The 14,886-nt window shown below is 49.8% G+C and carries 14 protein-coding genes; 6 read left to right on the top strand and 8 right to left on the bottom strand.

Going from position 1 to position 14,886, the window contains the following annotated elements; all coding sequences use genetic code 11:
* Positions 1-108 precede the first annotated feature (108 nt).
* From K9N75_RS22145 to K9N75_RS22155, 3 genes are all read right to left on the bottom strand, one after another.
* Positions 109-585: a WbuC family cupin fold metalloprotein gene (locus K9N75_RS22145; RefSeq protein WP_001572372.1), complete on the bottom strand. Its 477-nt coding sequence runs from the start codon at positions 583-585 to the stop codon at positions 109-111.
* Positions 586-661: 76 nt separating this feature from the next.
* Entirely contained in the window at positions 662-2,281 is a 1,620-nt protein-coding gene (locus K9N75_RS22150) for a phosphoethanolamine--lipid A transferase MCR-9.1 (RefSeq protein ID WP_001572373.1), read from the bottom strand.
* A 188-nt stretch (positions 2,282-2,469) separates the two neighbouring features.
* A complete protein-coding gene (locus K9N75_RS22155) occupies positions 2,470-3,438 on the bottom strand; it encodes an IS5-like element IS903B family transposase (protein WP_072196614.1) in 969 nt (322 codons plus the stop codon).
* Between the two features lie 38 nt (positions 3,439-3,476).
* On the opposite strand from K9N75_RS22155, the gene pcoS reads away from it, so the two are divergent.
* Both pcoS and K9N75_RS22165 read left to right on the top strand, forming a co-directional pair.
* The gene (gene pcoS, locus K9N75_RS22160; RefSeq protein WP_001572376.1) at positions 3,477-4,823 is read left to right on the top strand and encodes a copper resistance membrane spanning protein PcoS; all 1,347 of its coding nucleotides are present in this window, start codon (positions 3,477-3,479) and stop codon (positions 4,821-4,823) included.
* Positions 4,824-5,040: 217 nt separating this feature from the next.
* Positions 5,041-5,475 (top strand): PcoE/SilE family metal-binding protein, encoded by a 435-nt coding sequence (locus K9N75_RS22165; protein WP_000723070.1) that lies wholly within the window; start codon positions 5,041-5,043, stop codon positions 5,473-5,475.
* 257 nt (positions 5,476-5,732) lie between these two features.
* On the opposite strand, the gene K9N75_RS22170 is transcribed toward K9N75_RS22165, so the two are convergent.
* On the bottom strand, positions 5,733-6,848 hold the full coding sequence (locus K9N75_RS22170) for a nickel/cobalt efflux protein RcnA (protein WP_001572377.1): 1,116 nt from the start codon (positions 6,846-6,848) through the stop codon (positions 5,733-5,735).
* A 122-nt stretch (positions 6,849-6,970) separates the two neighbouring features.
* On the opposite strand from K9N75_RS22170, the gene rcnR reads away from it, so the two are divergent.
* Positions 6,971-7,243, top strand: a complete 273-nt coding sequence (gene rcnR / locus K9N75_RS22175; RefSeq protein ID WP_000019951.1) for a Ni(II)/Co(II)-binding transcriptional repressor RcnR — start codon at positions 6,971-6,973, stop codon at positions 7,241-7,243.
* Positions 7,244-7,336: 93 nt separating this feature from the next.
* Here rcnR and K9N75_RS22180 read toward each other — a convergent pair whose 3' ends face one another.
* The gene (locus K9N75_RS22180; protein ID WP_001572379.1) at positions 7,337-7,504 is read right to left on the bottom strand and encodes a hypothetical protein; all 168 of its coding nucleotides are present in this window, start codon (positions 7,502-7,504) and stop codon (positions 7,337-7,339) included.
* 119 nt (positions 7,505-7,623) lie between these two features.
* Here K9N75_RS22180 and lspA point away from each other — a divergent pair, with 119 nt between their 5' ends.
* From lspA to K9N75_RS22195, 3 genes are all read left to right on the top strand, one after another.
* Positions 7,624-8,670 (top strand): signal peptidase II, encoded by a 1,047-nt coding sequence (lspA, locus tag K9N75_RS22185; RefSeq protein ID WP_375374070.1) that lies wholly within the window; start codon positions 7,624-7,626, stop codon positions 8,668-8,670.
* Positions 8,671-8,799: 129 nt separating this feature from the next.
* On the top strand, positions 8,800-9,357 hold the full coding sequence (locus K9N75_RS22190) for a recombinase family protein (protein WP_004213590.1): 558 nt from the start codon (positions 8,800-8,802) through the stop codon (positions 9,355-9,357).
* A gap of 2 nt (positions 9,358-9,359) precedes the next feature.
* A complete protein-coding gene (locus tag K9N75_RS22195; RefSeq protein ID WP_004213592.1) occupies positions 9,360-12,329 on the top strand; it encodes a Tn3 family transposase in 2,970 nt (989 codons plus the stop codon).
* Between the two features lie 474 nt (positions 12,330-12,803).
* Here K9N75_RS22195 and hha read toward each other — a convergent pair whose 3' ends face one another.
* The 3 genes from hha to K9N75_RS22210 all read right to left on the bottom strand — a co-directional run bounded on the left by hha (position 12,804) and on the right by K9N75_RS22210 (position 14,265).
* Positions 12,804-13,010 (bottom strand): hemolysin expression modulator Hha, encoded by a 207-nt coding sequence (gene hha / locus K9N75_RS22200; RefSeq protein WP_096081282.1) that lies wholly within the window; start codon positions 13,008-13,010, stop codon positions 12,804-12,806.
* A gap of 385 nt (positions 13,011-13,395) precedes the next feature.
* A complete protein-coding gene (locus K9N75_RS22205; protein WP_046360315.1) occupies positions 13,396-13,875 on the bottom strand; it encodes a hypothetical protein in 480 nt (159 codons plus the stop codon).
* Positions 13,876-13,935: 60 nt separating this feature from the next.
* Positions 13,936-14,265 (bottom strand): DUF1496 domain-containing protein, encoded by a 330-nt coding sequence (locus K9N75_RS22210; RefSeq protein WP_046360314.1) that lies wholly within the window; start codon positions 14,263-14,265, stop codon positions 13,936-13,938.
* Positions 14,266-14,886 lie beyond the last annotated feature (621 nt).

Genomic DNA, 14,886 nt, shown 5'->3' on the forward strand with positions numbered 1-14,886 from the left:
TGATTTTCTACTCTTGCCACAGGTTTACGAGTAGGTGATTTGGGAGGAAGCGTCTTAGCCTTTGAAGTTGGCGCGAAGGAGAGAATGGCACTCCGTGCAACGCATTAATTACCGCGGATATCCGCCATCACCTACTTGCGCCTGTGTGTACCATTTCATCAGCTCTGCAGTTCCCGGCTCGTTTTCGGCGGGGGCCCATGGGGCGGCATCTTGATCAGCAACAGGCTGGTACCTACCGTGTTTTACCTCAAAAATAACGCCGCCTTCATCCAGTGACAATACGGTATGCCAGGTGCCTGCATCCATCTCCAGCACTTTACAGTCCTCACCTAACACGACGCGCTGGGTCAGGTTACCCAGGTCATCAAAGTTCAATACCAAAAAGCGACCGGTAAGGGATGTCAGCAGTTCAAAAGTATGCGGGTGGCGATGAGGGCGAACATAAGTTCCCGGTTCCATAGCAATAGCCAGACGCTGCACCGGGTCGCTCAATTCAGGGTGGAAATTATGATGGGCACGTAAGCGGGGGGAATTTGCGGCTTGTGCGCTTTGCTTGCGTAGGTCGTTGAAAGTAAGTTGTTTCATATTATAAGCCTTATTGCATTCTTGCAGCTTACGGCAACCAGGTTGCCGTAAGGCTTTTTGTTATACTAACAATCGATTAGCCACGGCATTCGCGGAACAAATCGCGGTCAGGATTATAGACGCTGGTGCTTACGTCCCACAGCCCCAAAATCGATGAGAACAGGTTGTCGTGGGAATATGATTTTTTCGCCGCATTATTTTCAAGGCAAGACATGTTGATGTGTTTCCCGGCGATAAAGCCCGGTGACATCCAGACCTGCATCGGAATATGCGTCTGCTGATCCGGTGCCAGTTTGTACGGCGTGCCGTGCAGATATAGCCCGCTTTCGCCCAATGATTCACCATGATCGGACACATAAAGCAGCACGGTGTTGTACTGATCGCTGTAATTTTTTAGCTTTTCAATCATCTCAGCTAATACATAGTCTGTATAACGAAGGGTGTTGTCGTAGGTGTTGACCAATTGTTCCTGAGTACAGTTTTCGATATCGCTACGTGCACATTCGGGCATGAAGTGGCGATGCTCAGCCGGATAACGCAGGTAATAAGTCGGTCCATGGCTGCCAATGATATGGAAGGCGACAAGCTTATCACCTGGCATTTTGGCGATTTCATCATCAAGGTTTTCCAGCATCACCTCGTCATGGCACGTTTTGCCATCGCACAGTTTCGGGTTATCACTAGGCTTAATTTCGACAGTCGGGATGCGGCTACATACGCCTTTACAACCGCCATCGTTCTCTTTCCATAACAGCGAGACACCGGTTTTCTGCACGATGTCGAGGAAATTTTCACTGTTAGATGCTTTTTTACTGTCGTACTCGGTGCGATTCATATTCGAGAACATGCACGGAACGGATATTGCGGTAGCGGTACCGCAGGAATGCATATTTTTAAACGAAATAACGCCGCCGGATTTGCTGGTAAAGGCATTGGTATCACGCGAATAACCGTTCATCGAGAAATTCTGGCTGCGTGCCGTTTCGCCAATCACCAGGAACATCAGCGTGGGTTTTTCGTGAGCGACGACGCGTTTAGCATCATTCCCCAGCGTCTGGAAAGGCACTTTAGTCGTAAAGTACGTATCCTTAACATACTGGAAAGTGCTGTAAGCGTAGTTCGCCGGGATGATCTCTTTATTCAATGTCGAGTTATTGCGGCCGACAGAGGCATAATCCTGATAATAAAGTGCGGCAACACCTGCAATCAAACTCAACGATGCCAGCACGGAGAGCAAACGGTAAGCAATGCCTTTATACCATTTTTCAGGATATTGAATTTTTATTGAAAAAAGGAGGATGGCAGGAAGGATACCGGTAAAGACGAACCATATAATAATTGAGCCATTAAGATAGGAATGCGCTTCCTGGGGGTTAGTTTCAATAATGTTTTGAATCATCGTTTGATCAAACATTACTTTATATTTTAGTGTCGAATAACTGACCAGTGAGCCAGTGATAAACAGTAAAGCAAAGAAAGGTTTCAGCAGAAAACGAACTGAGAAAGGCATAAAAACAACGTTAAGCGCCGCAACCAGAACAAAGGGAATAGAAATGACAAAACCAATTTTGACATGCTCTAAATGCGACAAAATCTCGTAAAAATGCAGCAATATTGGCCAGTTAAGTAAAAACGCAAAGATCATTGCCAGAAGTAAAACCAGCGGAATAACTTTCACCCTGAAAAGTACAGGCATTAACACCTCCGGAAAATAGTAAACCAGTAAAAACATTGATGATAATTACAACAATTCAATCTAATATTATGATTGCCTTATTCGCTGCAAAGCAGAGATTATCATTCTGAAATCTTAGGTTAACCTTAACGAGGCTTTGTTGAATAAATCAGATTTCGGGTAAGTCTCCCCCGTAGCGGGTTGTGTTTTCAGGCAATACGCACGCTTTCAGGCATACCTGCTTTCGTCATTTTGTTCAGCGCTCGTACCAGGGCCATAGCCTCCGCAACCTGACCATCGTAGTCACGCAGCGTCAGTGAACCCCCGAACAGCTGTTTTACCCGGTACATCGCCGTTTCCGCTATCGAGCGACGGTTGTAATCTGTTGTCCATTTCCACCGCGCATTACTCCCGGTCATTCGCTGATTAGCCACTGCACGGTTACGGTCTGCATATTCACCGGGCCAGTAACCCGCACCTTTTCGGGGAGGGATAAGCGCGCTGATTTTCTTATGCCGCAGTTCATCGTGACATAGCCGGGTATCGTAAGCGCCATCGGCGGCGGCTGACCTGATTTTCCGGTGGGTTTGCCGGATTAACCCGGGGAAGGCCTCTGAGTCCGTAACGTTGTTCAGCGACAGGTCAGCGCAGATGATTTCATGTGTTTTACTGTCAACGGCGAGATGCAGCTTACGCCAGATACGGCGGCGTTCCTGGCCATGCTTTTTGACTTTCCACTCGCCTTCACCGAAGACCTTCAGCCCGGTGGAATCAATTACCAGGTGTGCGATTTCACCCCGGGTGGGCGTTTTGAAACTGACATTAACCGACTTTGCCCGCCTGCTGACACAGCTGTAATCCGGGCAGCGTAGCGGAACGTTCATCAGAGAAAAAATGGAATCAATAAAGCCCTGCGCAGCGCGCAGGGTCAGCCTGAATACGCGTTTAATGACCAGCACAGTCGTGATGGCAAGGTCAGAATAGCGCTGAGGTCTGCCTCGTGAAGAAGGCGCTGCCGACTCATACCAGGCCTGAATAGCTTCATCATCCAGCCAGAAAGTTATGGAGCCACGGTTGATGAGGGCTTTATTGTAGGTGGGCCAGTTGGTGATTTTGAACTTTTGCTTTGCCACGGAACGGTCTGCGTTGTCGGGAAGATGCGTGATCTGATCCTTCAACTCAGCAAAAGTTCGATTTATTCAACAAAGCCGCGGTGATGCTTACGGTATGGTGGTTATCAAGTTTTATCCTGATTAGCACCCTTAATGGCTATTTCGATAATCAGGACCGCGATTTTCTGACAGGTAAACTTCAGCTCACCGAAGAGTTTCTTAAAACAGAGACGTTCCGGAACAAAACGGATATTAAGTCATTATCAGAAAAAATAAACGATGCGATGGTAGGGCACAATGGTTTATTCATTTCTATAAAAAACATGGAAAATGAAAAAATTGTTGAACTCTATGCCAAAAATTCTGTTGTTCCAGCGGTCCTGCTTAATAAGTCGGGTGATATTCTCGACTATATGATCCAGACGGAAGAAAATAACACCGTGTACCGCAGTATCTCGCGGCGGGTTGCCGTGACGCCGGAACAGGGTAAAAGCAAACATGTCATCATTACGGTTGCCACGGATACTGGGTATCACACCCTGTTTATGGATAAGCTCAGTACCTGGCTGTTCTGGTTCAATATCGGTCTGGTCTTTATTTCTGTTTTTCTGGGCTGGCTGACCACACGTATTGGTCTGAAACCGCTACGGGAAATGACCAGTCTGGCTTCCTCCATGACCGTACACAGCCTGGATCAGCGTCTTAATCCCGATTTGGCTCCGCCGGAAATTTCTGAGACCATGCAGGAGTTCAATAACATGTTCGATCGCCTGGAGGGGTCATTCCGGAAACTGTCAGATTTCTCGTCTGACATCGCGCATGAGCTGCGCACACCGGTCAGTAATCTGATGATGCAGACGCAGTTTGCACTGGCTAAGGAAAGGGATGTTTCGCATTACCGCGAAATCTTATTCGCTTACCTGGAAGAACTGAAAAGGTTGTCACGAATGACCAGTGATATGCTTTTTCTGGCACGTTCAGAGCATGGTCTGCTGCAGCTGGATAAACATGATGTGGATCTGGCCGCCGAACTGAATGAATTACGTGAGCTGTTCGAGCCTCTGGCAGACGAAACAGGAAAGACAATCACCGTTGAAGGAGAGGGCGTTGTTGCCGGAGACAGCGATATGCTGCGACGTGCTTTCAGTAACCTGCTTTCCAATGCAATCAAGTATTCTCCCGATAACACCTGTACAGCGATACACCTTGAGCGTGACAGTGACTGTGTGAACGTGATGATTACGAATACGATGTCCGGCCAGGTTCCCGCTAATCTGGAACGTTTGTTTGATCGGTTCTATCGAGCTGATTCATCAAGGGTCCACAACACGGAAGGCGCGGGGCTGGGATTATCAATTACAAGGTCGATCATTCATGCTCATGGCGGCGAGCTGTCAGCAGAACAGCAGGGGCGGGAAATTGTGTTCAGTGTGCGCCTGTTAATGGATTAATCCCGTTCTTCAGGAGAAACCTGGAAGGTGACAAAATTGTCATCATTCAGTCACGCGATAAACAGAGGCGGTTTTTTATAATCATACATAAATCAGGAGCAGAGTGATAACGCAATCGCCTGGTTCCTGGAGTGATGAATAACCCGCCCTGAGATCAAATGCTTTCTCTGTTATAAGCCGTTGATTGTTTGGGTATGAAAACACCGGAGACCCAACCATGAAAAAGATCCTTGTATCATTTGTTGCCATTATGGCTGTCGCTTCATCCGCCATGGCTGCAGAGACAATGAACATGCATGACCAGGTAAATAATGCCCAGGCACCCGCCCATCAGATGCAGTCAACCTCTGAAAAAAGCGCTGTTCAGGGAGACAGTATGACAATGATGGATATGAGCGGACACGATCAGGCTGCAATGTCCCATGAAATGATGCAAAACGGCAACGCTTCTGCCCACCAGGACATGGCGGAGATGCATAAAAAAATGATGAAAGGCAAACCAGGGGCCACCAACGAATCAGCAACGTCATTTTCAGAAATGAACGAGCATGAAAAAGCCGCTGTTGTGCACGAGAAGGCGAATAATGGTCAGTCTTCCGTTATTCATCAGCAGCAGGCTGAAAAGCATCGCAGCCAGATCACCCAGAATTAACCCGCAGCTCCACTTGTTAGACCCTCATTTGACGCCGAAGTCACTGGCTTACGCTCCCGTCCGGGAGCGTTTTTTTTATTCTTTCATTTATCATTGAGTCTTATGGGAATGGATTTAATCAGTTACTTAATCCCTGCCTCAGCAACAAGTCCCGGAAAGAGCAGCTTTATATTCCGGGTTTTTCTGCTCATAACCTCAACGGTGGCGCTTAGGATGTACTTTGTAAGTACCCAGAGTGTGTGTCATCAGTACCGGTGTTAATGCACCAGCCCATTCCAGCCATGTATACCCATGTAAATCCCAACAGCAGCAATCAGGGCGCTTGAAATATAGGGGGCTCTTCTGGCGATGGTATTGAAGCCACTCCAGCGTTTGGCGACCTGACGAACGCTGATCGCCGCACCCACTCCAACCGTTACGAGGGTCAATGCCAGGCCGATACTGAAACAAACAACCAGTGTGGCACCCAGCGTAAGCGCTTTAAGCTGAAGGCAGATCAACAATACAGTTATAGCTGCCGGGCAAGGGATAAGCCCTCCTGTCAGTCCAAATATCAGGATTTGCCCGTTGGTTACTTCTTTCCCGTCGAAGCGGCGTTTTATGTCATTGGCATGAGCCAGTTCGTGAGCGTCCTGATACTCTTTCGAATTCACATCCAGCCCATCAAGCTCAGAGTGGTCATGGTCATGGTCGTGTTCAGCGAACGCCACATCATAGTCATGGACATGACCACGATGTCCCAGAGACAGACGTACGTTGAAACTGTGAGGCTCAGGGATGGGAGATGTTGACTCCAGATAATCACCATGATCAACAAATTCAAAAGTCTGAGAGATCGTACTGTTTTCCCGAAGTGTGGTTAATGAGATATCTTCAGAAGCCCATCTTTGGCCACTAAGAGTGCGTAGCCGCCAGTGGGGAAGTTGTCCTTCTTCAAAAATGGACAGTTCAACTTTTCCATGGCCAGTATCGATCAACCTTGTTTCGTCATGGTGATGATGTTCATTCTCCTGCATTCCCTCCAGCCAGTTTTTCTCACCGCTCCAGGTTCGCCAGAACATCCAAAAAGCCGTACCAAGGATGATCACTGAAGAGACCATCTGTAGCCAGGGTTCGGCTGATTCTGCGGTAAATTTATTACTGATATACATCCCTCCAAAAGCAATCAGCCATACGACTGCAGTGTGCGACAATGTTGCCGCGACACCCAGCATCACGGCCTGACGTACGGTGCCTTTTATAGCAATGATGAATGCTGCCATCATTGTTTTGGAGTGCCCGGGCTCCAGTCCATGAAGCGCGCCAAGCAGAATGGCGCTGGGGATGAAAAACCATGCGTTGCCTTGCTGAAGAAGTGTCGTAAATTCGTTCATGAGAATCATTCTTGGTTATTAAGTGTAGGCCGGATTCTACTCCCCCCCAGTAAAATATACTACCCCCCAGTAGAATAACGCTGGTATAGTTACATAAAATATCCAGGAGAGTGAGAGCCCACATGTCACATACCATCCGCGATAAACAAAAACTGAAAGCACGTACAAGCAAGATCCAGGGGCAGGTTGCTGCGCTGAAAAAAATGCTTGATGAACCTCACGAATGTGCCGCTGTACTGCAACAAATAGCCGCCATACGTGGTGCCGTGAATGGTTTATTGCGTGAAGTGATTAAAGGACATTTGACTGAACATATTGTTCATGAAAGTGAAGAACAGAAACGAGAAGAAGACCTGGACGTTGTGCTGAAGGTTCTGGATTCTTACATCAAGTGACAGTTTGGCTAAAAGCCCTGAGCATTAATTTATCTAAATAACACGTTATCAAGTGACGGTTTTGGGCTGTTTGTAGCGGCATAGTGAGTTTGTTTAATCAATGAGCTTTAAGATGCCCCCCTTCATGCAAGGCAACGCGTACATTTCTGGTACATCTACTTCCCTTACTTTGCTCAGGGCAACCCACATTGTTAAAGCCTCTACTCGCTGACCATCAAAATCACCCAACGTCAGATAATGGAAAAAAATTTTGGATGACATTTTGAAACGTGTCCTCTGCTGTGAACGTCGAGAGATGCTACGCGAGAAAGGAGATGACCTACTTAGTATCCTGTTAAGTAGGTCTATCTGAAGAAGTAGACAACTTTAAAGTCTTTTTCATGTTAAAGGAGACAACTTTAATGTCTGTGTACAACACAGGCACGCCCGCCACGCTGAAACCACTGGCATGGTTCTTTGGCCTCGTGGGAAGTTACTGGACAGCGCCGCTGATGCTGTTGGGTCTGTGGTGGTGGTCGAAATCGGCTACAAACCCGGCGCGTGGTACGGCCGTTCGGCATCGCCTTATTGGTTTTAGCGCGGCCTTCTTGCTGGCGTTATTGGTCGCCACCGCCTTGAAGCTATGGTTCGACTTTCCACGCCCGCCTGCCGTCCTTGGCGACCTGGCGCGCGTCATCGGGGACAAAGAGCTTCACTACAGCCTGCCCAGCGGGCATGCCACCTATGCCGCGATGGTGGTCGGCGCGCTCTGGCCTTTGATGGGCCGCCGTGGTCGTCTCAGTTTAATGCTGTACGCCACATTGGTCGGCTGGTCGCGCATCGCGGCCGGAATGCACTTTCCGGCCGATGTGTTGGCGGGGTGGACGCTGGGATGGAGCTGCACGGCACTCGCCGGGTGGTTGCTGCCGTTGGCCGCCCCTGTGTGGCAATCGGCCCGCCGCACATCGGCTTGGGTCTGGTTCACCGTGGCCGCCAGTGCTGTCATGACCGATCAGCTCACGAAGTTCGCCATCATCCGCACGTTTGCCTACGGTGAGCAAGTCGAAATCACCCCGTTTTTCAACCTCGTTCATGTCCTGAATCCGGGTGCGGCATTCAGCTTTTTGGCGAACGCTGGTGGCTGGCAACGTTACTTTTTCATCACGCTGGGTCTGGCTGTTTCTGCTTGGCTGGGGCGCATGCTGTGCCAGCAACGGCCACGTCTCGAAGCGATGGGCTACAGCCTGATCCTCGGCGGTGCGCTGGGCAATGTCGCGGATCGTGTGCTGCGTGGACAGGTTGTTGATTTCCTTGACTTCCATTGGCGACTTGCGCACTGGCCCGCCTTCAACCTCGCTGATGTGGCGATAACTATCGGAGCGCTCTGCCTGTTCTTGACGGTTGTACCGAAAAGCAGTAAAGGCACAGAGGCCGAGGTGTCCGGTTAAGCTATACCCTAACCTGATGTCAGATGCTTGGCGCAAAGCACGTCAGAATAGAGTTGTAGTTTGTATTTATTGACACAAGCCGCCAAGGGTAATGGATTTCATCCTGACACTTTTACCTTTGGAGGCACCTTGCAAGGTCAACGCATTGGCTATATCCGCGTCAGCAGCTTCGACCAGAACCCTGATCGGCAACTGGAGCAAATCGAAGTCGGTAAGGTATTCACCGATAAGGCTTCCGGCAAGGACACGCAACGTCCCGAACTTGAAAGGCTGCTGGCCTTTGTGCGCGAGGGCGACACCGTGGTGGTGCACAGCATGGACAGGTTGGCACGCAATCTCGATGACCTGCGCCGCATCGTTCAGGGGCTGACACAACGGGGCGTGCGGATGGAGTTTGTCAAAGAAGGGCTGGCGTTCACCGGCGATGACTCACCGATGGCCAATTTGATGCTGTCGGTCATGGGGGCTTTTGCGGAGTTCGAGCGCGCACTGATCCGCGAACGCCAGCGCGAGGGAATCGTGCTGGCCAAGCAGCGCGGTGCCTACCGGGGACGAAAGAAATCGCTGAACAGCGAACAAATTGCCAAGTTGAAACAGCGAGTCGCGGCAGGCGATCAAAAAACCTTGGTGGCCCGTGACTTCGGCATCAGTCGCGAAACCTTGTACCAGTACCTGCGGGAAGACTGATCATGCCGCGCCGCTCAATCCTGTCCGCCACCGAGCGCGAAAGCCTGCTGGCACTACCAGATGCCAAAGACGAACTGATACGGCACTACACGTTCAACGAAACCGACCTATCGGTGATCCGCCAGCGTCGCGGCGCTGCGAATCGATTGGGCTTCGCCGTGCAGCTTTGCTACTTGCGATTCCCTGGCATCTTCTTGGGCATCGATGAGCCTCCGTTTCCGCCCCTGTTGCGCATGGTGGCCGCACAACTCAAGGTGCCGGTGGAAAGTTGGAACGATTACGGCCAGCGCGAGCAGACGCGGCGGGAGCACTTGGTCGAGCTGCAAACGGTGTTCGGGTTCAAGCCCTTCACCATGAGTCACTACCGGCAAGCCGTGCATACATTGACCGAGCTGGCCTTGCAGACCGATAAAGGGATTGTGCTGGCCAGCACCCTTGTCGAAAACCTGCGGCGGCAGAGCATCATCCTGCCCGCCATGAATGCCATCGAGCGCGCGAGCGCCGAGGCCATCACCCGTGCCAACCGGCGTATTTACGCGGCGTTGACCGATTCTTTGTTATCGCTCCACCGTCAGCGCCTGGACGAACTTCTCAAGCGCAAGGACGGCAGCAAATTGACGTGGCTGGCATGGCTGCGCCAGTCGCCCGTCAAGCCGAACTCTCGGCATATGCTTGAACACATCGAGCGCCTCAAGGCTTGGCAGGCGCTTGACCTTCCCGCAGGCATCGAGCGACAAGTTCACCAGAACCGCCTGCTCAAGATCGCCCGTGAGGGTGGGCAGATGACGCCTGCCGATCTGGCAAAGTTCGAGATGCAACGACGCTATGCCACTCTGGTTTCGCTGGCCATTGAAGGCATGGCCACCGTCACCGACGAAATCATCGACCTGCACGACCGCATCATTGGCAAACTATTCAACGCCGCCAAGAACAAGCATCAGCAGCAGTTTCAGGCTTCCGGCAAGGCGATCAATGACAAGGTGCGGATGTATGGCCGCATCGGCCAAGCCTTGCTGGAAGCCAAACAGAGCGGCGGCGATCCGTTCGCCGCCATCGAGGCCGTAATGCCGTGGGATACCTTCGCCGCCAGCGTCACGGAGGCGCAAAAGCTCGCGCAGCCGGAGAGCTTCGACTTTCTGCATCGCATCGGTGAAAGCTACGCCACGTTGCGCCGCTACGCGCCGCAGTTCCTGGACGTACTTAAGTTACGGGCGGCACCAGCCGCCAAGGGCGTACTCGATGCCATCGAGGTGCTTCGCGGCATGAACAGCGACAACGCCCGCAAGGTGCCCGCCGACGCGCCGACCGCATTCATCAAGCCACGCTGGGCGAAACTGGTGCTCACGGACGATGGCATTGACCGGCGCTACTACGAGCTGTGCGCCCTGTCAGAGCTAAAGAACGCGCTGCGATCAGGCGATGTCTGGGTGCAGGGTTCGCGCCAGTTCAAGGACTTTGATGAGTACCTGGTGCCGGCCGAGAAGTTCGCTACTCTGAAGCTGGCCAACGAATTGTCGCTGGCAGTGGCCACCGATTGCGATCAGTATTTGCACGACCGACTGGCATTGCTGGAACAGCAGCTTGCCACCGTCAACCGCATGGCGGCGGCCAATGATCTGCCGGATGCCATCATTACCGAGTCCGGCCTGAAGATCACGCCGCTGGACGCGGCGGTGCCGGAGACCGCACAAGCCCTAATCGACCAGTCGGCGATGCTGCTGCCACACGTCAAGATTACCGAACTGCTGATGGAAGTTGATGAGTGGACAGGCTTCACCCGGCATTTCACGCATCTGAAGACCGGCGACACGGCCAAGGACAAAACCTTGCTGCTGACGACGATCCTGGCTGATGGCATCAATCTCGGGCTAACCAAGATGGCCGAGTCCTGCCCAGGCACGACTTACGCCAAGCTGTCGTGGCTGCAAGCCTGGCACATCCGGGATGAAACGTACTCAACGGCGCTGGCCGAACTGGTCAACGCGCAGTTCCGGCAATCCTTTGCCGGAAACTGGGGCGATGGCACCACGTCATCGTCGGATGGCCAAAATTTCAGAACCGGCAGCAAAGCGGAGAGCACCGGGCATATCAACCCGAAGTATGGAAGCAGTCCAGGCCGGACGTTTTATACCCATATCTCCGACCAGTACGCGCCCTTCAGCACCAAGGTAGTCAACGTCGGCGTGCGTGATTCAACCTATGTGCTCGATGGCCTGCTGTACCACGAGTCGGACTTGCGGATCGAGGAGCACTACACCGACACAGCGGGCTTTACCGATCATGTCTTCGGCCTGATGCACCTACTGGGCTTCCGATTCGCGCCACGTATCCGAGACCTGGGCGACACCAAGCTATTCATCCCAAAGGGCGATGCCGCCTATGACGCGCTCAAGCCGATGATTAGCAGCGACCGGCTGAACATCAAGCAGATACGCGCCCATTGGGATGAAATCTTGCGGTTCGCCACTTCGATCAAGCAGGGTACGGTGACGGCCTCGCTGATGTTGCGCAAGCTCGGCAGCTATCCGCGTCAGAACGGACTGGCCGTTGCACTGCGCGAGCTGGGGCGCATTGAGCGCACGCTGTTCATACTGGATTGGCTGCAAAGCGTGGAGCTGCGCCGCCGCGTGCAGGCCGGACTCAACAAAGGCGAGGCGCGCAACGCGCTGGCCAGGGCGGTGTTCTTCAACCGACTGGGCGAAATCCGCGACCGCAGTTTTGAGCAACAACGCTACCGGGCCAGCGGCCTCAATCTGGTAACGGCGGCCATCGTGCTTTGGAACACGGCCTATCTGGAACGGGCAACCAATGCTTTGAACGGGCACGGCAAACCGGTAGACGAGACGCTGTTTCAATACCTGTCACCGCTGGGGTGGGAACACATCAATCTGACCGGCGATTACCTCTGGCGCAGCAGCACCAAGGTCGGCGCAGGCAAGTTCAGACCGTTGCGACCACTGCCACCGGCTTAACGTGCTTTATTTTCCGTTTTCTGAGACGATCCCTGAATTCACTATCGGCGAAGGTGAGTTGATGGCTCATGATGTCCCTCTGGGATGCGCTCCGGATGAATATGATGATCTCATATCAGGAACTTGTTCGCACCTTCCCTAGCCATAACAAAAATCAAGTTTTAGCAAGGTAAGGGGGTCTCTGTGTAGTTCAATAGAATTATTATTACTTTTTTCTCTGAATCAATTCGCTACGTTTATTCTTTAGTCAAATATCTTAAATGGAGTGTTTGATTTTTCTGTTAAAATTTTAAATGAGTCTAAGTTTCACAAGCGTTTAATTTTCCCGAATAACTCTCATATTCATTCTTTGCCTGACCAAATTTTTACTTTTTGGCTTTCTGTGTAGAAATATTTGTGCTTTCGGTGGCTTTTGTGTTTCTTAGGCTTAATTGAAATCAACTCATCTAACGTAGAACCTCTTTGTGAAAGAGGTTATCTAACAAATGACCATACAGAAGAAGGCACCTTATCATATAGTCTATTCATGGTGAGCTCAGCTAAACGGTGATCGGCGGCTGAATAGAAAATTGATAGTTCACCATCGTTTAATTTGTATCGGTTGGATTCAATTACTTTTTCTAATGTCTCTTTTGACGCACAGCGGCGAAGCTGAAAAAGCCATTCTTGTTTGGTTTTAATCATGTTGATAACTTCTCTTATTTATTATTGTCCCTTACGAGACGTATGAAGGTTTACCTGCTTTACTGGCAAATTCTTTTCTTTCACCGATTTTACCTTTGTTTATTATAGTCTCAACCTGTTTTTTTGTTAGTGTTTTTCTGCCATTGGGCGTTTCAGCGAAGTGATGGGCTACCTAATGGTACGAGACCATGCAATCACGTTAGTTTGAACTACAAAGCCATTATAGGGGTAATCCTGAAATCGCTATGACGCGCTAACTTCCGCTTCTGGCACACTGCGGTCTTCATCAGAACGCCAGTGACTAGGGACTATAGGTATGACTGAATAAAGGAATTACAGCACCGTGCCGACTTTAACAATGCTATAGGTAAAGCGTGTCCTCTTATTTAGTTTCAATTACATCAACAAGCTTTGTTATCTCTATTAGTGCGGGGCACTTATTTAAAGTAATGGAAATAGCCTGATTATTCTCTATGACTAAGCGGTCACTGTTTACAAATCTTCCATTTGGAAGATGAAGTTCAACAGAATCATCCTCTTTAGACTTTATATCTACAGCGGCTGTCCGTACCAGCTCGACGTTAACGAGTTTAGAACCATCAGATTTTATTTTCAAAACTCGTATTTCAACAGCATATTCATTGTCGACATTAAATTTTACTTTCTGATTCGTGTCGAATTTAACGCTCTCTGTTTTAATGATTTTGTTATGGACTTTCAGGTCTTTAATCTTTATTTTGCTTGATATAATGCTTCCGGCTTCAAATAGCGTAAATGTGGCCTTCAACGTATCAGCAATGCAAATTACTGGGGTGAATAACACGGCTGTCATGACTAATCCATATGCGAATTTTTTAATCATTTTATTTACCCTTCCTTTTTGTTGTTGAAATTTAGGGATTCATATGTTTTTGTGTGAAAATTATCCTTTCCATATTGGAACATCACCCATCATTGTACAACGAACGGTATCTGGACCTGCGACTATGGTTGAGCCTGAGCTGTAGTATTTATTATTGTAAAGGCAGGATGTTTTTATCTGCGCGTCGGTGGGGGGTACGATTGATGAGCCGTCTTTATCAATTAGAGTCTGAAGGAGATGATTGGTCTGTTTTTGTTGCACTAATAACTCATTCAGTACATTGTTTTTAATTGGTGCATTTCCGTCGTCAGCGAATACTCCACTGCTTATTAAGGATACGACGAAGATAAAAACACTAGCGACGCAGAGAAAAATAATTGGCATTTTCATTTCTTATTTCCTATAGAAGTATTCACCCTTTGAGGGATTCGACTCCGGAGTAGCTGGCATAGTCTGTTAGCGTAGGTTTTCACCCCATTGGCCCTTCCAGCATCGCGATGACCTATATCTAATGATACTTCCATATATACTGACGCGCCTTAATGGCTTGTCCAACCCCTTGCCATACAAAATCAAGTTTTGGCACGGTAAGGGGTTCTCGGTATAGTTCAACAGAACGGTTATTGCTTGATTATCTGATCAATCTGCCTAAATCAATTCACGACGTTTATTCTTCCATCGATTATCTTATATGGAGTGTTGGGTAAGATGCCATTTTTACCGATTCGACACACTGTGACTTCTAGCTTATTGCCAAACCACCATGTAAACCTGATCTCTGAATTATCACCTGCAGAGACAACAGAACCAGGACCCACAATAACCTTTGAGTCTGGACCAGTTTGAATTCGTGAAAAATCTCCGGCATCTATAGTGCAATCTGATCCTGCCGATATAACACAATGTGTACGACATTGGACATATGCGTTACCGCCTGTGTTTATTTGGCAATTATCAAGCGCATGTATAGAGGTCTCATTGCCTACTGTCAGAGTGGTTTTGTTTGGGATC

The organism is Hafnia paralvei (assembly GCF_020150375.1).
In the GTDB taxonomy this organism is placed as follows: Bacteria; Pseudomonadota; Gammaproteobacteria; order Enterobacterales; family Enterobacteriaceae; genus Hafnia; species Hafnia paralvei.

Excerpts from the sequence above, each read along its gene's own strand:
- lspA (WP_375374070.1), top strand. The coding sequence starts at position 7,624 with ATGTTAAAGGAGACAACTTTAATGTCTGTGTACAACACAGGCACGCCC.
- K9N75_RS22145 (WP_001572372.1), bottom strand. The coding sequence starts at position 585 with ATGAAACAACTTACTTTCAACGACCTACGCAAGCAAAGCGCACAAGCC.
- K9N75_RS22165 (WP_000723070.1), top strand. The coding sequence starts at position 5,041 with ATGAAAAAGATCCTTGTATCATTTGTTGCCATTATGGCTGTCGCTTCA.
- rcnR (WP_000019951.1), top strand. The coding sequence starts at position 6,971 with ATGTCACATACCATCCGCGATAAACAAAAACTGAAAGCACGTACAAGC.
- K9N75_RS22170 (WP_001572377.1), bottom strand. The coding sequence starts at position 6,848 with ATGAACGAATTTACGACACTTCTTCAGCAAGGCAACGCATGGTTTTTC.
- K9N75_RS22210 (WP_046360314.1), bottom strand. The coding sequence starts at position 14,265 with ATGAAAATGCCAATTATTTTTCTCTGCGTCGCTAGTGTTTTTATCTTC.
- K9N75_RS22150 (WP_001572373.1), bottom strand. The coding sequence starts at position 2,281 with ATGCCTGTACTTTTCAGGGTGAAAGTTATTCCGCTGGTTTTACTTCTG.
- pcoS (WP_001572376.1), top strand. The coding sequence starts at position 3,477 with ATGCTTACGGTATGGTGGTTATCAAGTTTTATCCTGATTAGCACCCTT.
- K9N75_RS22180 (WP_001572379.1), bottom strand. The coding sequence starts at position 7,504 with ATGTCATCCAAAATTTTTTTCCATTATCTGACGTTGGGTGATTTTGAT.
- K9N75_RS22195 (WP_004213592.1), top strand. The coding sequence starts at position 9,360 with ATGCCGCGCCGCTCAATCCTGTCCGCCACCGAGCGCGAAAGCCTGCTG.
- K9N75_RS22205 (WP_046360315.1), bottom strand. The coding sequence starts at position 13,875 with ATGATTAAAAAATTCGCATATGGATTAGTCATGACAGCCGTGTTATTC.